Annotated in this window: 14 protein-coding genes; 8 read left to right on the forward strand and 6 right to left on the reverse strand. The window is 64.9% G+C overall.

Features of this window, described 5'->3' with window-relative positions; translation table 11 throughout:
* Positions 1 to 3: 3 nt before the first annotated feature.
* Positions 4 to 828: a class I mannose-6-phosphate isomerase gene (locus AC1DSD_RS00400; RefSeq protein ID WP_478027641.1), complete on the reverse strand. Its 825-nt coding sequence runs from the start codon at positions 826 to 828 to the stop codon at positions 4 to 6.
* Positions 829 to 970: 142 nt separating this feature from the next.
* On the opposite strand from AC1DSD_RS00400, the gene AC1DSD_RS00405 reads away from it, so the two are divergent.
* The 3 genes from AC1DSD_RS00405 (at position 971) to AC1DSD_RS00415 (ending at position 4,416) form a co-directional block, all read left to right on the forward strand.
* Positions 971 to 1,921: an outer membrane protein assembly factor BamD gene (locus AC1DSD_RS00405; protein ID WP_478027642.1), complete on the forward strand. Its 951-nt coding sequence runs from the start codon at positions 971 to 973 to the stop codon at positions 1,919 to 1,921.
* A gap of 235 nt (positions 1,922 to 2,156) precedes the next feature.
* A complete protein-coding gene (gene recN / locus AC1DSD_RS00410) occupies positions 2,157 to 3,821 on the forward strand; it encodes a DNA repair protein RecN (protein ID WP_478027643.1) in 1,665 nt (554 codons plus the stop codon).
* 46 nt (positions 3,822 to 3,867) lie between these two features.
* Positions 3,868 to 4,416 (forward strand): hypothetical protein, encoded by a 549-nt coding sequence (locus AC1DSD_RS00415; RefSeq protein ID WP_478027644.1) that lies wholly within the window; start codon positions 3,868 to 3,870, stop codon positions 4,414 to 4,416.
* Between the two features lie 251 nt (positions 4,417 to 4,667).
* Here the strand turns inward: AC1DSD_RS00415 and AC1DSD_RS00420 are convergent, their stop codons facing one another.
* Positions 4,668 to 5,072, reverse strand: coding sequence for a hypothetical protein (locus AC1DSD_RS00420; protein WP_478027645.1), 405 nt, complete (start codon positions 5,070 to 5,072; stop codon positions 4,668 to 4,670).
* A gap of 20 nt (positions 5,073 to 5,092) precedes the next feature.
* Between AC1DSD_RS00420 and ligA the strand changes: the two genes are divergently transcribed.
* Positions 5,093 to 7,228, forward strand: coding sequence for an NAD-dependent DNA ligase LigA (gene ligA, locus AC1DSD_RS00425; RefSeq protein ID WP_478027646.1), 2,136 nt, complete (start codon positions 5,093 to 5,095; stop codon positions 7,226 to 7,228).
* A gap of 150 nt (positions 7,229 to 7,378) precedes the next feature.
* On the forward strand, positions 7,379 to 10,123 hold the full coding sequence (locus tag AC1DSD_RS00430) for a TonB-dependent receptor (protein WP_478027647.1): 2,745 nt from the start codon (positions 7,379 to 7,381) through the stop codon (positions 10,121 to 10,123).
* A 115-nt stretch (positions 10,124 to 10,238) separates the two neighbouring features.
* Here AC1DSD_RS00430 and AC1DSD_RS00435 read toward each other — a convergent pair whose 3' ends face one another.
* From AC1DSD_RS00435 to AC1DSD_RS00445, 3 genes are read right to left on the reverse strand one after another with little or no spacing between them, the layout of a single operon-like run.
* Positions 10,239 to 11,582 carry a PepSY-associated TM helix domain-containing protein gene (locus tag AC1DSD_RS00435; protein WP_478027648.1) on the reverse strand — a complete coding sequence of 448 codons (1,344 nt, stop codon included), beginning with the start codon at positions 11,580 to 11,582 and terminating at the stop codon, positions 10,239 to 10,241.
* Positions 11,579 to 13,825: a TonB-dependent receptor gene (locus AC1DSD_RS00440; RefSeq protein WP_478027649.1), complete on the reverse strand. Its 2,247-nt coding sequence runs from the start codon at positions 13,823 to 13,825 to the stop codon at positions 11,579 to 11,581. Before AC1DSD_RS00440 ends, AC1DSD_RS00435 begins: the two co-directional genes overlap by 4 nt.
* Before the next feature lie 48 nt (positions 13,826 to 13,873).
* Positions 13,874 to 14,284, reverse strand: coding sequence for a hypothetical protein (locus tag AC1DSD_RS00445; protein ID WP_478027650.1), 411 nt, complete (start codon positions 14,282 to 14,284; stop codon positions 13,874 to 13,876).
* Positions 14,285 to 14,403: 119 nt separating this feature from the next.
* Here AC1DSD_RS00445 and AC1DSD_RS00450 point away from each other — a divergent pair, with 119 nt between their 5' ends.
* The 3 genes from AC1DSD_RS00450 to AC1DSD_RS00460 all read left to right on the forward strand — a co-directional run bounded on the left by AC1DSD_RS00450 (position 14,404) and on the right by AC1DSD_RS00460 (position 17,221).
* Complete coding sequence (locus AC1DSD_RS00450; RefSeq protein WP_478027651.1) at positions 14,404 to 15,564, forward strand: sensor histidine kinase; 1,161 nt, start codon at positions 14,404 to 14,406, stop codon at positions 15,562 to 15,564.
* Positions 15,561 to 16,358, forward strand: coding sequence for a LytR/AlgR family response regulator transcription factor (locus tag AC1DSD_RS00455; RefSeq protein ID WP_066826631.1), 798 nt, complete (start codon positions 15,561 to 15,563; stop codon positions 16,356 to 16,358). The genes AC1DSD_RS00450 and AC1DSD_RS00455 overlap by 4 nt, the downstream gene beginning before the upstream one ends.
* Before the next feature lie 113 nt (positions 16,359 to 16,471).
* A complete protein-coding gene (locus AC1DSD_RS00460) occupies positions 16,472 to 17,221 on the forward strand; it encodes an isocitrate lyase/PEP mutase family protein (protein WP_478027652.1) in 750 nt (249 codons plus the stop codon).
* A gap of 80 nt (positions 17,222 to 17,301) precedes the next feature.
* On the opposite strand, the gene pyrE is transcribed toward AC1DSD_RS00460, so the two are convergent.
* Positions 17,302 to 17,895 carry an orotate phosphoribosyltransferase gene (gene pyrE, locus AC1DSD_RS00465; protein WP_478027653.1) on the reverse strand — a complete coding sequence of 198 codons (594 nt, stop codon included), beginning with the start codon at positions 17,893 to 17,895 and terminating at the stop codon, positions 17,302 to 17,304.
* Positions 17,896 to 17,931: the final 36 nt, after the last annotated feature.

The raw sequence follows: 17,931 nt of genomic DNA on the forward strand, positions 1-17,931 counted from the left end.
AGTTCAAACGCGCGTATCGCCGGGATAAGCGAACAGGACGTCGCTTCCTATCGCGGCGTGGACGTGCGCCGTCCCGCTGACCGTCACGCATTCGCCGGCACGCCACGCGACGCCGTCAGCGACGCCTTCGCCCTTGAGCGGGGTGAGCCAGCCGGTGACGCCATCCGGCAAGGTGACCGTCCGATCGCCGCCGGTCCAGCGTTCGAGCACGAATTTCGGGCCCTCGCACAGGATCGTGCGGCCTTGCTCGACTTCGCCGACGATCGGCTCGGGCACGAATGGATTGGGATCGGCGACCTTCAACCCCGCATCGAGATGGAGTTCGCGGTCGCTGCCATAATCGTACAGGCGATAGGTCAGATCGACATTCTGCTGGACCTCGACCAAGGTGATGCCGCCGCCGATCGCATGGACGGTGCCGGCCGGCGAATAGAGGAAGTCGCCGGCCTTGACCGGCTTCCAGTCGAGCATGTCGACGATCGATCCGTCGAGCGCGCCCGCGCGCAGCTTCTCGCGCGTGGTCGGCTCCTTCGTACCGAGCGCGATCGTCGCGTCCGGTTCGGCGTCGAGAATCACCCAGCATTCATCCTTGCCGCGCGGATAGCCCGCCGCGCGCGCCGCTTCGTCATCAGGATGGTCCTGGACCGACAACCGGTCGCTGGTGAACAGATATTTGATCAGCAGGTCGGGCGTGCCCGCGTCCGGAGTCTGGAACCATATCTCGCCGACCGGGTCGCCGCCGGGCGCCGGATCGCTGAAGCCTGGCCATAAAGTGTGCCGGCCCCACGGCTTTTCGACGCGTTTGGTGGCAAGCAAGGTGGCGGTCATCGGTCAAAGCCCTCCCGGTTAACGGTTTCAGGATGCGAACGCATGGACCCGGCGACTGATCCCGCGCAACGTCATCGCAACGCGACGGGCCGCGTAAAAGGATAGTTTGCGCCCCGCGCGCGCTGCGCTAAGACCACGCGCCATGCGTATTGCCAAGTCCCGTCCCGTCGCGTTCGCGCTCATCGCTCTCCTCGCTTTGCCAATGGCGGGCTGCGCCGGCCGCGGCGGCGGCCTGAAGAAGGGCGACGTGCCCTATATCGCGCGCGATGTCGGCACGCTCTACACGCTCGCCAAGACCCGGCTCGACCAGGGTCGATACAAGGAAGCGGCGGTGCTGTTCGACGAAGTCGAGCGCCAGCATCCTTACTCGATCTGGGCACGCCGCGCGCAGCTGATGAGTTCGTTCAGCTATTATATGGACACCGACTACACGCAGTCGATCCAGTCGGCGCAGCGCTTCCTGGCGGTCCATCCCGGCAATCGCGACGCGCCTTATGCTTATTACCTGGTGGCGCTCGGCTATTACGAGCAGATCGCCGACGTCACCCGCGACCAGAAGATCACCCAGCAGGCGCTCGACGCGCTGGGCGAATTGGTCCGCCGCTATCCCAACACCAAATATGCCGCCGATGCCCGGCTCAAGATCGATCTGGTCCGCGACCACCTCGCGGGCAAGGAAATGGAGATCGGCCGTTTCTACGAAACGCGCGGCCAGTGGCTGGCGGCGACGCTCCGCTTCCGCGCGGTGGTCGACGGCTATCAGACCACGACTCACGTGCCGGAGGCGCTGATGCGCCTGACCGAAACCTATCTCGCGCTCGGCGTGCCCGAGGAAGCGCAGAAATCGGCCGCCGTGCTCGGCGCCAATTATCCCGGCACCGACTGGTACAAGCGCGCCTATAAATTGATGGAAGACCATCCCTATAAGCCGACGGCGCCGCTGGCGGCGGGCGAATTGCCGATCCCGGTCGGCTTCAAGGATGCCCAGCCGATCGCGCCGGGCACGCCGGGCGTCGCCGCCAAGGACGAAGGTCGCGGTTCGACCGGCACCAGCAACACCGGCGGCGCGGGCAACGGTCCGATCCCGAAGTAATTTAGTCCTCTCCTGCTCATTAGCCCTCTCCCGCCTGCGGGAGAGGGTTGGGTGAGGGTCTTCTTCCTTCTTCCGAGCGTGTGCCGAAACAGAAGAAGAAAGAAGACCCTCACCCTCCCACCGCCTGCGGCGGCGGGCCCCTCCCTCTCCCGCAAGCGGGAGAGGGAATAAGCGGCACGCGCGCGACAAATTAGCATGATGACCCGGCATCATTTTTGCCGCTAAGGATGGCGCGATGCTGACCTCGCTCGCCATTCGGGACGTTGTGCTGATCGAAGCGCTCGAACTCGATTTCGGGGCCGGGCTGGGCGTGCTGACCGGAGAGACCGGCGCGGGCAAGTCGATCCTGCTCGATGCGCTGGGGCTCGCACTTGGCGCGCGCGCCGATAGCGGGCTGGTCCGCCAGGGCGCGGCGCAAGCGGCGGTCACCGCCAGCTTCGACACGCCGCATGATGGCGGTCCGATCGCCTCTTTGCTCGCCGAGAATGCGCTCGAGATCGATCCGGGCGAGCCGCTGATCATCCGCCGTATCGTCAAGGCCGATGGCGGCAGCCGCGGTTTCGTCAACGACCAGCCGGCCTCGGCCGGGTTGCTGCGCGAACTCGCGCAATATCTGGTCGAGGTTCACGGCCAGCATGACGATCGCGGGCTGCTCAACCCGCGCGGTCACCGTGCCTTGCTCGACGCGTTCGGGCGTTGTCATGCCGGCTTGGTGGCGCAAGCCTATCGCGCCTGGCGCGACGCCGAGGATGCACTGGCAGTGGCGCGCGCGGAGATCGATGCCGCCGCCCGTGACCGCGACTATCTCGCGCATGCCGTCGCCGAATTGCGGCAACTGGCACCCGAACCCGGCGAGGAGGAAACGCTGGCCGAGCGCCGCCGCTCGATGCAGCGCGCCGAGAAGATCGCCGAAGATATGGTGGCGCTCGACGACTATCTGGCCGGTTCCGACGGCGGCCTTGCCCGGCTGCGTCAAGCCGCGCGCGTGCTCGAGCGTATCGCCGATGCGCATCCTGCGCTGGGCGAGGCACTGGCGGCGCTCGATCGCGCGATCAACGAAGGCGCGCTGGCCGAGGATCAACTCGCGGCCGCGCGCGCCGCGTTGATGTTCGATCCGCGTGCGCTTGAAGAAGATGAGGCGCGGCTGTTCGATCTCCGCGCGATGGCGCGCAAGCATCGCGTCCAGCCCGACGATCTCGCGCAACTCGCCGAGGACATGGCCGGGCGACTCGCGACGATCGAGGCGGGGGAGGAAGGGCTCGCCCAACTCGATCGCCGGGTGGCCGAAACGCGCGCTGCCTATGAAGCGGCTGCGGACGCTTTGTCCGCCGAACGCCACGCAGCTGCGACACGGCTCGATGCCGCGGTGGCGGGCGAGCTCGCCCCGCTCAAGCTCGATGCCGCGCGCTTCCGCACGATGATCGAGACCTTGCCCGACGAGCAATGGGGGCCGGGCGGCAAGGATCGCGTCGAATTCGAGATCGCGACCAATCCCGGCGCGCCGTTCGCGCCGCTGACCAAGATCGCCTCGGGTGGCGAATTGTCGCGCTTCATCCTCGCACTCAAGGTCAGTCTGGCCGAGGAAGGCGGGGCGGCGACGATGATCTTTGACGAGATCGATCGCGGCGTCGGCGGCGCAGTCGCCTCCGCGATCGGCGAACGGCTCGCGCGATTGGCCGATCGCACGCAATTGCTGGTGGTCACACACAGCCCGCAAGTCGCGGCGCGCGGCGGGCAGCATTATTTCATCGCCAAGTCCTCCGATGGCCTGGTGACACGCACCGGCGTGAGCGCGCTCGACAGCGCGGCGCGGCGCGAGGAGATTGCCCGCATGTTGTCGGGCGCGACCATCACCGACGAGGCGCGGGCGCAAGCCGAACGCTTGCTCGAGGCGGCATGACCGCGTCGCGTTCCTCGCGCGCCGCCTGGACGGTCGGCGGACTATAATGGGAACGTTCGACCTGATCTTCGTCACGGTGCTGATCGTTGCCGCGATCTGGGCGATGACGTGGTTTCCCGACATTCCCGGCGGCACCGAAGGGCATCACGAAGCGCTGACGGCGCGATACGAAAAAAGCGATGACGGTGCGATCGACGATCATCCGAGTTATGGCGATGCGGCGGTTGCTTATGTCGATCGCATCGTCGACCGGCAGCTGACCAAGGCGCGGGGAATCCTTTCGTTCGACGGCTTGATCCTGGCCTTTCTCGGCCTGATCGCGCGTAACACGGCAAAGCTGGACATCGCGACCGCGCATATGGTGCCCGTCCTGCTGCTGATGGGGTTGCTGGCCGGATCGAGCGCGATCTGTCTGTTCCTGTTTCGCGCGCGCTGGGGCTATGTCGCCAACTTCACGACCTTTTCGCGCGAAATCGCGGCCACGCTCGCGCTCACGCGGCGGCGCTCATACTGGATCGAGCGAACGGTGCGGCTGTCGCTGCTGTCGTTGGCCGGGATCGTCGTGCTCGTGGTCGCGACGGTGATTGGGCATTAAGTCAGCCGGTCTCCCCTCCCTGACAAGGGAGGGGCAGGGGGKGGGTGCGCGCGTCTGCGCGCCTTCAAAGACTCAGCAGCACCGTCGACAAAAAAAGCGCCGGACGAGGCATCGAGCCTCGCCCGACGCTACACCCACCCCCGTTTGCGAGATTGGCAGGTAAATCATGCCCCCGGCATGATTTAGAAATGCCCGGGGGGCATTTCGACCTGCCCATCTAGCAAACGCCCCTCCCTTACAGGGAGGGAAATTCAGAAAGGGATCTTCACTTTCGCCATGATGGCTTTCGAGGTGAATCCGCCGACATCGCGCGAGGTTGTGCCGAGGCCGGCCTTGGCGCCTCCGGGAAGATCGACGACCGAGCGGACCGGTTTTTCGGCGAAATCGGGCATCCGGCTGGTGTCGATATCCATCATCTTGCGGCGCGCACAGACGACGATATCGTCGCCGGGGTTGTCGACGCCGCATGCATTGTCGGCGGCTTTGGGCTTGGCCTTGGCCAGGTCGAACTCGTTGAGATCGTTGCCGGAATGGATTGTCCGCTCGCCGGTGACGGGCGCCGCCTGCATCGCGAGGAGGACGATCAGCATCGCCGTCGAACTTGCCGGACGCGCATGGCGCAATTGCGGCGAGCGGCGCGGTTTCCTGCGCCGCATTGGCTGCTAAAGAAAGGCGCATGACGATTCCGCTGCCCGCCAACGATGAAGCCGCCGCTCAGGAACTCGAGCAGCTCGCGGCGGAGATCGCGCACCATAACCGGCTTTATCATGCCGACGACGCGCCGGAGATTTCGGACGCAGACTATGACGCGCTGATGCGCCGCAACAGCGCGATCGAGGCGGCATTCCCGCATCTGATCCGCGACGATTCGCCCAGCCGCAAAGTTGGCGCCGCGCCTGCCGGACACCTCGCCAAGGTGGCGCATGCGCGGCCGATGTTCAGCCTGGACAATGCCTTTGATGACGCGGAGGTCGGCGATTTCGTCGGCCGCGTCCGCCGCTTCCTCAATCTGGGCGAAGGCGAAGCGATCGCGCTGACTGCCGAACCCAAGATCGACGGACTGAGCTGCTCGCTGCGCTACGAAATGGGGCGACTGGTCCAGGCGCTGACGCGCGGCGATGGCCAGATCGGCGAGGACGTCACTGCCAACGTCCGCACGATCGACGATATCCCCGCGACGCTTCCCGCCGGCGCGCCCGAATTGTTCGAGGTGCGCGGCGAAGTCTATATGGAGAAACAGGCGTTCGCCGCGCTCAACGCGCGCCTGCTCGCCGAAGCCGAGGACACAGGCAAGGAAGCGCGCCAATTCGCCAATCCCCGCAATGCTGCGGCCGGGTCGCTGCGCCAGAAGGACGCGGCCGTCACCGCATCACGTCCCCTGCGCTTCTTTGCCTGGGGTTGGGGGGATGCCAGCGCGCTACCAGGCGACACGCAATCGGCGGTGATCGCTGCGATCCGCGCCTGGGGTTTCCCCGTCACGCGCCAGTTCCAGCCGGGCGGCACGCTCGACCAGGCGCTGGCGACATACAAGGCAATCGAGGCTGAGCGCGCCGATTTGCCGTTCGACATCGACGGCGTGGTCTACAAGGTCGACCGGCTCGACTGGCAGGCGCGATTGGGGTTTGTCGGCCGCGCGCCGCGCTGGGGGCTGGCGCACAAATTCCCCGCCGAGCGCGCGCAGACGACGCTCGAGCGAATTGACATCCAGGTCGGGCGAACCGGTAAGCTGACCCCGGTCGCGCGGCTCGAGCCGGTGACGGTCGGCGGCGTCGTCGTTACCAACGCCACGCTCCACAATGCCGACGAGATCGCGCGGCTCGGCGTGCGCCCGGGCGACCGTGTCGTGCTGCAACGTGCGGGCGACGTCATCCCGCAAATCGTCGAGAATCTGACTCGCGACGAACCGCGCGATCCCTGGATCTTTCCGACCCATTGCCCGGAATGCGGCTCGGAAGCTCTGGCCGAGGAAGGCGAGGTCGATATCCGCTGCACCGGCGGGTTGATTTGTCCTGCGCAACGCCAGGAGCGGCTGCGCCATTTCGTCAGCCGAGGCGCGCTCGACATCGAAGGGCTGGGCGACAAGACGATTCGCGAATTCCTCGACCTCGGCTGGATCGCCGAGCCGGCCGATATCTTCCGCCTCGCCGCGCATCGCGAGGAATTGCTCGGGCGAGAGGGGTGGAAGGAGAAGTCGGTCGACAATCTGCTCGAGGCGATCGAGGCGAAGCGCGCACCCGATCCGGTGCGGCTGCTGTTCGGGCTGGGCATCCGACATGTCGGCGTGGTCACCGCGCGTGACTTGCTGAAGCGCCATGCCACCCTGCCGGAGATCAAGGCGCTGGCCGACGAGATCATCGCACTCCGCGACAGCATCGTCCCCGCGCTGGCGGAAGACGAGCAGAAATTCCGCGCGCGGCGCGACAAGGCGATCGCCGAGCATATCGGCGTCGACAATGTCGGTGCCGCGGTCGGCAATGCGCTGGCGGATTTCTTCCACGAGCCGCATAACCGCGCGGTGTGGGATGACCTGCTGGCGGAAGTCAGCCCGCCCGCCTTCGTCTTCAAGGCGCGCGAATCACGCGTCAGCGGCAAGACCGTGGTGTTCACCGGCAGCCTGGAAACGATGAGCCGTGACGAGGCCAAGGCGCAGGCCGAAGCGCTCGGCGCGCGCGTGTCGGGTTCGGTCTCGGCGAAGACCGATCTGGTCGTCGCGGGCCCCGGTGCTGGCTCAAAGCTCAAGAAAGCGGCCGAACTCAATATTGAAGTCATGGATGAGGCCGGATGGGCCGCAATCGTGGCGGATGCGGGATGATGCTTTTTTGCAACGCAGCATGGCTTAATCCACAGTAATCTCATCGCCCTCTTGCGTTGTCATCCAACGGAAATATTCAGTCTCCATGGGCCCTCGCGACGGTGAAACAACGCCGCGCTCAACAGCGACTCGCGCCCAAAGGGGAATATAATGCGGACTCAATTTCTTATTGGCGTGGCTGCGGCCGCGATCATGCTTCCGGGGGCAGCCTTTGCGCAGTCGGCCGGTTCGGCGGACTTCGAAGGCGACATCGTTATCACCGCGACGACCAATTCCAAGGGCGTCGGCGGCATGCAGATTCCGGACACGACCAAGGCGCGCGGCGTGCTGAACCAGGAGTTCATCTCGCGTCAGACCCCGGGCAACTCGATCCTCGACACGATCAACGCACTGCCGGGCGTTAGCTTCCAGAATAACGATCCGTTCGGTTCGGGCGGCGGCACGCTGACCATCCGCGGCTTCGATTCGTCGCGCATCGCGCTGACTTTCGACGGCGTTCCGTTGAACGACACGGGCAATTACGCACTCTATTCGAACCAGCAGCTCGACCCCGAACTGATCGAGCAGGTCAATGTCAGCTACGGCTCGACCGACGTCGACAGCCCGACCGCCGCGGCATCGGGCTCGACCGTCAACTATCGCACGATCATGCCGACCGACGAGTTCGGTGCGCGTCTGCAGGGTTCGATCGGCGACTACAATTTCTTCCGCATTTTTGGCCTGATCAACACGGGCGAGTTCACCAAGTTCGGCACCAAGGCCTGGCTGTCGATGAGCCACGCCGAGAACAACGTGGTGTTCAACAACTTCGGCAAGATCCGCAAGGCGCAGTATAACGGCCGCGTCTATCAGCCGATCGGTTCGAACGGCGACTTCATCTCGATCGCGGCCAATTACAACGTCAACCGCAACAACTTCTTCGGCTCGGCGCCGCTCCGGACGGACAGCAACGTCCTGACCCAGGCGACCTCGGGCACGGTTGGGGGTGTCGTCGCGACGCCGCTGAACCCGATTCTGCTTACCGGTGCGGCGCGCACGGCGGGCACCGGCACGAATAACCGTTTTCCGTTCGATCGCGATGAGCTGCCTTATTCGATCGCGCGCTGCCAGACGAAACAGGGCACATTCGGCGTTGCCGACGCGCCGGGCACCGTCAACGATCCGACCGCTTCCAACAACGGCATAGCGTGCGGCACGAGCTTCGATGAGCGATACAATCCGTCGAACACCGGCAATATCCGCATCAGTTCGCGCTTTACGCTGGCCCGCGGCCTTGTCCTGACGGTCGAGCCGAGCTTCCAGTACGTCAAGGCGAACGGCGGCGGCACGGTTACCGGTCGCGAAACCGCCGGCTACACGCAGACCGCGAATGCGACGCGTGGCGCGATCACCACGCCGCTCTACGGCTTCATCGGCGGCCAATATTATATTGGCACCGATCTGAACGGCGACGGCGACAAGCTCGACACGGTCACCCTTTTGGCGCCAAGCCAGACGGTCACCCATCGCTACGGCTTGATCTCGTCGCTGCGTTACGATCTGAACGAGAACAACTCGATCCGTATCGCCTATTCGCACGATTACGGCCGTCACCGTCAGACGGGCGAGCTCGGCAAGTTGCAGGCGAACGGCGTGCCGTTCGACGTGTTCCCGATCAACAATGGTCTCACCGCGACGAATGGTCGCCTCGTCGAGAAGCGTGACCGGCTGTCGTATGCGATCCTCGACCAGGTCGCGGGCGAGTATCGCGGCACGTTCGGCGGATTGACCCTGAACCTCGGCGTCCGCGCACCCTGGTTCAAGCGCAACCTCAACAACTTCTGCTTCACCACGGCAGCGAACGGCAACGTCGACTGCCTCGGCCGCGGCAACACCGCCGACAACACGGTCTATGCTACGGCGAACCCACTTGCGTCCGCACCCCAGCGCCGCGTGTTCACCTACAATCGGGTGCTGCCGAACGCCGGCGCGACCTATAAGTTCGGCGGTGGTTTCACAGCTTACGTAAACTATTCGAAGGGCCTGCAGGTCCCTGGCACGGATAACCTGTATCAGAGCTTCTTCTATGCCCTGAGCAATCCGGCGGCGCATCCGACCCCGGAGACGACGGACAATTTCGACGCCGGTGTCCGCTACACGACCAGCAAGATCCAGGCGACGCTCAGCCCGTGGTACACGCGCTTCACCAATCGTCTGGCGAGCGCCTATGACGTTACCACCGACCAGACGATCTATCGCAACCTGGGTCGCGTGGACAAATACGGCATCGATGCCAGCTTCGCTTATCGTCCGATCCGCGAAGTCCTTGTCTATGCCTGGGGCTCGTATCTTAAGTCTGAAATCAAGAATGACGTTGTGATCGGCGAGTGCGCCAATACTCAGACCGTGAACTGCACCTCGGTCGGTGCGCCGATCTACGCCGCGACGGCCGGCAAGCGCGAATCGGGTTCGCCCACCTATACCTACGGCCTGCGTTTGCAGGGTGACGTTGGCCCGCTCTCACTTGCGCTTCAGGGCAAGGTCACTGGTCCGCGCTATCTGAATGATCAGAACCTGCCGAACCTGCAGTGCACCGCGTCGCTTGTGAACCAGGTCTGCCCGACGCTGGCGAACACCAGCGGCACGACGACGGCGTTCGCCGGGACGCGTGGCTTCGTCTATCAGGTCTATGGCGCGAAGACGCCGGCTTATGGCACCGTCGACTTCGACGCGCGCCTTAAGCTCGGTTTCCTCGGCCTGAACGATAAGACCTTCTTCCAGGTCAACGTCCAGAACATCTTCAATAAATACTATGTCGGCGGCTTCACCGGTGGCTCGACGGTCCAGTACTCGGTACCGTTCGTCCAGATCGGCAGCCCGCGCGCTTTCATCGGCACGCTGAACTTCCAGTTCTGATTTGAACCGATCGACGGACTAAGGGCGCCGCTCCTGCCTTCGGGCAGGGGCGGCGCTTTCTTTTGCCAGCGACGGATCGGTTGGGGATTGAGGCCGCGCCGCGATGGCTGAAGCGTCAGCCCCGGGCGGTTCGCAATCCCAACCAGCGGGCGACGCTCGACCAGCGTTTCAGTCCGCGCTCAACCGCGAGCACCACCAGCAGCGACGCGCCGAACAGCGGCATCGCCAGCCCAAGCGCGACAATCACTGCGATCAACACGGCGTGGAAGCGCGGGCGCGAGAGCGGCAAAGGTGCGCCAAGTCGCCCCGAAGGACGCCGCTGCCACCATGAGATTACTCCCGATACGCTCAGCGTCATCAGCATCAGCGCGCCAAGTGTGATCAGCATTTGGTTGGCAATGCCGAACAACTGGCCCTCATGCGTCGCGATGCCGTAGCCAACAGCACGGTCGATCCAGTGGCGTTCGGCGAAGTCCTTGCGGGCGAGCACGGCGCCCGCCGCGCCGTCGACCACTGCTTGTGCGCGCAATGGCCGGTCGGCGGCATCGGAGGAGACTGTCCAGCCGTGCGGTCGCTTGCCCGGCGGCGAGACGAGCACCGGCGGCGCGAAGTGGAGTGCTGTCGCCATGGCGACCGCGCGATTCAGCTCTCCCGGCTGGACGCCTTGGTGCGCCATCGCCATGCCGATATGTCCGGCATGATCGCCGAGCATCGGGTCGTCGGCGGGTTTGCGGCCGCCAATCGTCCAGTCGACCGGCCCGTCGAGCGTGCCGGTCACCGTCCGTATCTCCTTGAAATAGCTTCCCCATGCCTTTGCCCAAGGCAGACCGGTGGCGATCACGAACAGCGCGAGCAGCGATACCCAGATGCCGGTCACGGCGTGCAAGTCGCGCCAGAACAATCGGCGCCCGCCCGACAGACGGGGATAGAGCACGCCCGCATATCTCTCTCGTCCCCGCGGCCACCAGAGATACAGGCCGGTCAGGATCATCACCAGGGTCCAACAGGCCGCGATCTCGACGATATAACTGCCCCAGGCGCCCGCGAGCAACTCGCCGTGTAGGCGCGACACGATTTGCATCGGTCGATTGTCTTCGGCCACGACCTTGAGCGGTATCAGTCTGTAAGGATCGACATAGACACGCCGATCCCCGCTATCGGTGCCGACCAGGACTCGCACCGCTGCCCTATCCGATTGCGGCAGCTCATATTTGTGCAGCCGCGATCCTGGCACTGCCGCCACCGCAGCCGCGGCGATCGCCTCGGGCGTCGCGCGCGTAGCGATGGGGACGAGCGAGTCGTAAGGCCGGTCGAGCCACGCCTCGATCTGCGGCCGCCAGGCGTAGATGCTGCCGGTGATCGCCAGCCACAAAACGAACGGGACGCAGAACATCCCCGCATAGAAATGCCAGCGCCAGACCGCATTGTACCAGCGCGAGCCGGGCGGCCGGACGCTCATAGCTTGATCGTCAGGTCGGCGTGGAACGTCCGCTGCGGAAAGGGGTGGAACAGGAAGTATTTGTCATTGTTGACATTATCCACGCCGAGCCCGAGCGCATACTTCTTCGCGACGACAAATTGCGCGCGCAGGTCGACGACGAAGAATTTGTAGAAGCCCTGATAGGTGTTGCCGACCACGTCTTTATTGTCGAGCTGGCCGTACATCCGGCTCGAATAGCGCGCCGCCGCCGACAGCGAGACGCCATCGACCGGCCGCCAGGTCGCGACCGCATTTGCCTTCCAGCGCGGTACGGTCGGGATCAGCTTGCCGACCGCCGCCGGAAGACCGGGATCGGCGCGCGTCGTGGCGTCGGCATAAGTCACGCTCCCCGACAGATCGATGCGCGGGATCAGGTCGTTGCGGACGACGGCCAGTTCCACGCCACGCGCTCGCGTGCGGTCGACATTCTGGACGAAGCTCGCGGTGAGCGTCCCGCCGCTGACCGCCGTGAGGGTGCCGGTCTGCGATATGAGTGCATCGGTCACGACCTCGTTGAACAGGGACAAGCGAATCGATCCCTTCGCATCCACGCGTTCGATGGCGAGCTCGGCCGAACGAGCATGTTCCGGCTTGAGGTCGGGATTGGGGATTGCGCCGAGCACGCCGCTGGTGACGAGTTGATAGAGTTCGCCGACCGTGGGGAAGCGCCAGGCATCGCCATAGGACAGCTGCACCTTCCACTTGTCGGCGGGTTTCCAGGCCAGTGACGCTTTGGGCGAGAAGCGGGCGGCGGAACGCTCGGGCTGGATATTGGATACAATCGGCGAGGCCGAGAAATTGACCCCGTCATAGGCGCGCCACCATTCGTAGCGGCCGCCGAGCGTCAGCGTCAGCCTGGGCAGAAGGTCGAGCGCGTCCTGCGCCCACAAGGCAGCGGTGCGCGTCTTCCCCAGCGACTGCTGGTTCAGCGCGCCGTCGGTGCCCTTGATCCAGTCGGTCGTCGCATAGCGATTGCTAGCCAGTACGAACCGGTCCCAATGCGCACCGGCGCTCAGCACATTGCCGCCGCGACTCCAGGCCGCCTTGGCATCGAGCGTGTCCCATCCGGTGCCGTCGAGCCGGGTGACGTTGCCGGCACCGCCCGACAAAGCGGCGGGTAGGGAGCCCGTCGGCACCCGCTGCTCGTCATCGGCGAAGCGGTAGCGCGTTCCGATCACTTGCCAATCGACGGCGCCGGCCGATCCCCCGAGCGACACGGCGTGCGACCAGTGGCGCTGGCGCGATAGGTAGGTGCCGCTGGCGAACGATGCCGAGGGATAGGCGGGGAGGCCGGTCGCGGTCGCCGTCAGATAGCTCTCGGCGCTGGCATTGGTGCGGTTGAGGAACAGCCCGCCGACATAGGTCAGGCGAATATCGCTGCTCAGGTCGAGCGCGGCCTTGAGCTTGACGCGATCCTGCCCCTGACGCTCGATCCCGCTCGACCCCAGGATAGTGATCGGCTGTCCCGTCCGGTTGCGATCAGGGATCGCCCCGACCACGCCCGGGCCCGCGGCGCCGGTGACATAGCCGATCGGCTGCGAACGACTCGTGACGTGATCGTAGCTCGCGAACAGCGCCAGCGGGCCGAAGCGATCACCGATCGTCAGCCCCGCCTGATAGGCCGGATAGGTATCGCGCCGCCCATAGAGGTCATAGGTCTGGACGCTGACCCCCGCGGTCGCGGTCGCCTCGAGTTCGTCGGGTAGGCGCGTCGTGATATTGACCACCGCGCCGATAGAATTGCCCGGATAGGCGGCCGAGAACGGCCCATAGAGCACGTCGATCCGCGCCACCTCCTGCGGGCTGACCGCGCTCCACCGCGGGCTGGCCGAGGTGTTGTTGTTGCCGATCAATGCCGACAGCAACGCGCCATCGGCATAGATCAGGCTGCGTGCGCTGGCGCCCAGGCCGGCGGTGCGCGTCGCCAGCGGCGCCTGGGTGTCGCCGATATGGCGTTTGCGCACGATCAGGCTGGGCAGATATTTGAGCGTGTCTTCGACGTTCATCGCGTTGACCGTCCGCGCGATCGTGTCGGCGTCGACCGACGCGCGTGTCGAGGGTGCGTTCTCGATCGTCTGTTGCTGGCGTTGCGCGGTGATCAATATGTCGTCGCGGCGGTCGTCGCCCGGCGCTGGGTCATCGGCGGCATGCACGGGCAGCGCGATGACGCTCGCCGTCGCGGCGAGCGAGGCGCACCACAGGGTGCGCTTGGCTATAGTCACAATCATTCCCCTTACTGAATCGCTCAAGCTGCCGGAGGCAGCGTCGGTTCAGGCGAGGGAAGGCGGTCCGGTGGCGGGAGGCGGAGGCGCGGCGAGGCCGCGGCCGGGGAAGGCGTCGATCGGATCGAGCGTCGGCGCGGCGCCGGGAGCGAAGATCGGCGCGGCTAGCGTAACGAGCGTCGGCGGCGCGTCGGCAATGCCGAGCCCCGAAAAGGCGCAAACATGGTCCCCGGGCTGGCTTTTGCCTGGCGCCTTGTGGTGCAGCTTGCCGTCGGGCGACAATATCATCGCGTCGTCGGGGCCGGTGCCGTTGCAGACGGTGATCTCGATCCCGCCGGCGGCATTGACCACCGGCATCCAACCTTCGGGAGCGACGCTGCGCACCAGCAACGCGGCCACCAGCAACAGCAGCCAGCCGAAGCGGCGGCCAAGCATGTCGGGGCGAGTGGCGGGATTCATTGCGGGGCTGCTCCTAAGCAAAAGACCGTGCTGATGCCATTGATATTCCTGTCCATGGACAGCCGCGCACAGGCGATGCTTTGCGTGGCCGGTCCGGCCGGTATAAAGGGACCAGCCCGATGGCCACGATTTCCTCTCCCGTGCCGGCGCCGGCCGACACCTCATTGACGGGCCAGAAGCGCCGCTTCTGGACTCCCGCGATCTTTTCGCGTCCGTTCTTCGAGGACAAGAGTCGTGCCTTCTGGATCCTGCAGGGTGTCGGCTGGGGCGGCTATCTGCTGCTTCGCTCGGTGTCGTCGGTGTCCAATGGCGCACCGATGTCGGCGTTGGTCCCCGGGATCATCGAATCGATCGTCGGCTATTGCATCACGTTGCTGCTTTCGACCCTGTACGGTTATTATCGCCGCCTGCCGCGGATCAGCGCGATCCTGCTGACGGTGGTGACGCTGGCCGGCGCGACGTTCCTGGCGGCGGTGCTCAACGGTTTCTCCTACAGCATCATGAAGGACAATCCGGGCCTCAACCTCGGCCTGGTGTTCGGCCAGCTGTTCCTCAATTTCACCGTGTTGGCGGGATGGTCGGCGCTCTATTTCGGGATCAATTTCTACCTGATCGTCGAACAGCAGGCGGATCAGCTGCTGGTGCTCGGCAATCAGGCGTCGTCGGCGCAGCTGGCGATGCTGCGCTATCAGCTCAACCCGCATTTCCTGTTCAACACGCTCAATTCGATCTCGACCCTGGTGCTGCTCAAGGAGACCGAGCGCGCCAATGCGATGCTGTCGCGGCTGGCCGACTTCCTGCGCTTCACCTTGATTTACGAGCCTACCGCGAACGTGACGGTCGCGCAGGAGGTACATACGCTCAAACTCTATCTCGAGATCGAGAAGATGCGGTTCGAAAAGCGCCTGCGCCCGGTATTCGAGATCGATCCTCGCGCCGAACGCGCGCGTTTGCCCTCGCTGTTGCTCCAGCCATTGGTCGAAAACGCGATCAAATATGCGGTCACGCCGAGCGAGGAGGGGGCGGAAATCGCAGTTTCGGCACGTCTCGTCGGCGAACGGGTCCGGATTACCGTCTCGGACACTGGCCCTGGCTTGATCGAGAGCAAGTTAGGGCCGAGCCTTTCAACTGGCGTGGGGCTCGCCAATATAAGAGATCGGTTGGCTCAGGCGTACGGACCTGACCACCGTTTCGATGCTCGGTCTACACCAGGGGGCGGCTTTGCTGTGGAGATCGAGATTCCGTACCAGTTGGAAGATCCGAATAGAGAGGCCGCATGACCATAAGAACCATCCTGGTGGACGACGAAGCGCTCGCGATCCAGGGGCTCGAACTCCGCCTTCAAGCGCATGACGATGTCGAAATCATCGATCGTTGCGCCAACGGACGCGAGGCGATCCGCAGTATCAAGACAAACAAGCCCGATCTGGTGTTTCTCGATATCCAGATGCCGGGATTCGACGGCTTTTCGGTGATCCAGGGCCTGATGGAAGTCGAACCGCCGCTGTTCGTCTTCGTCACCGCTTATTCCGACCACGCCATTCGCGCCTTCGAGGCACAGGCGACCGATTATCTGGTCAAGCCGGTCGAGGAATCGCGCCTTGCCGACACGCTCGACCGCGTCCGCCAGCGCCTGAGCGAGAAGCGCACTGCCGAGGAAGTCGGCAAATACAAGGAAGCGCTCGCCGAGGTTGCGCCGGAAGCAGCTGAGGAGATCGCCGATGGCGGCGAGGTGTCGTCCAATCGCTTCGAAAAGCTGATCAACATCAAGGATCGTGGAAAGATCTTCCGCGTCGACGTCGACACGATCGAGGTGGTCGAAGCGGCGGGCGACTACATGTGCATCAAGACCGGCGACAACACGCTGATCCTGCGCCAGACGATGAAGGATCTGGAAAAGCGGCTCGACCCGCGCCGCTTCCAGCGCGTGCATCGCTCGACGATCGTCAATCTCGACCTTGTCCGACAGGTCAAGCCGCATACCAATGGCGAATGTTTCCTGGTGCTCGATTCGGGCGGCCAGGTGAAAGTCAGCCGCAGCTATCGCGACGTGGTGGCGCGCTTCGTCCACTAGAGCCGAGCGGGGAGGGTCACGTCGGCTCTCCCCGCTCGCTCCGCCGGATTCCCATCGCTTGACCAGTGCGGAACAAATTGGCAACAAAAGTCGAGCCTTCCAGGAGAATCGTCATGTCCGCCTTTGAAACCTTCACCGCGCTCCACGTCCCTGGCGACCCGCTGATCATCTACAATTGCTGGGATCCGGGTAGCGCGGTGGCGATCGCCAAGGCGGGGGCTAAGGCGATCGCGACCGGCAGCTACGGCGCGGCTGGGTCGCTCGGCTTCGGCGATGGCGAGGAAGTGCCGCTCGATCTCGTCTTCGACAATGCGAAGCGGATCATGAATGTGGTCGACGTCCCCGTCTCGATCGATTTCGAGAGCGGCTATGCCCGGGACGCGGCCGGGATCACCGTCAATCTGGCCGGCCTCGCCGCGACCGGTGCGGTCGGCTGCAATTTCGAGGATTCGGTGATCGGCGGTGAGGGCGTCTATCCGATCGCGACCCAGGCCGACCGCGTCGCGGCGGCGCGCAAGGGCGCGGGTGAGGCGTTCTTCATCAATGCCCGTATCGACCTCTATCTGCGCGCGCCGGCCGATCAGCACGACGCATCGATGCTCGACGAAACCGTCGATCGCGCCGCGGCCTATATGGCGGCAGGTGCGAGCGGCATTTTCGTCCCCGGTCTGCGCGATACGACGGCGATCGCCGAGATCGTCAAGCGTACCGGCGCGCTGATCAACGTCATTCCCGGTCCTGGCGCGCCAACCAAGCCGCTCGCCGATGCCGGCGTCGCGCGCGTCAGTTATGGCGGCAGCCCGTGGTTCGCGGCGATGGCCTGGCTCGAGGAGCAAGCGCGGCCGGCAATCAACTGGAAATAACCGTCATCCCGGCGAAGGCCGGGATCGCAGGAGAGTCGCGGTACGGCCTGAGGCCCCGGCCTCCGCCGGGGCGACGGCTTTCACTCGATCGGCTGCTTGTCCGCCTCGGTCACCCCCAGATCGGTCGCGGTGAACAGCGCGTGCAGCGTGATACCGCGCTCGGCGAGATTGGCGTCCGCCCCCTGTTCGCGATCGAGGATGACGATGGCGTCCTTCATGATCCCGCCCGCCGCTTCGATCTGCTCGGCGGCCTTGAGGATCGATCCGCCGCTGGTCGCGACATCGTCGATCAGCACGACGTGCTTGCCCTGCAGCGTCTCGCCGCCGCTATCGTCGAGCCCCTCGACCATCAGTGAGGTGCCATGCGCCTTCGCCGCCTTGCGCACGAACACCGCGCCGATCGGCCGGCCGACGTCCCAGCTCAAGGCCGCGATCCCGCCGAGCAGCGGCACCGCGCCCATCTCCAGCCCGGCGACATAATCGGCATCGAGCCCATCGAGCACCGACAACAGCCCGCGCGCGCATTGCGCGGCACCCTCGGGCGTCATCATCGTCGCCTTCATATTGAAATAGATGCGGCTGCGCTTGCCCGAGACGAGCAGGAAATCGCCACGCTTGAGCGTGCGCGTGGCGAGCAGCGTGCGAAGGGCTTCGCGGTCGTACAAGGCGGCCATGGGGTCCTCACGGGGCAAAGGGAAAGGGCGCCACCG

The organism is Sphingomonas sp. P4_D12, assembly GCF_056401895.1.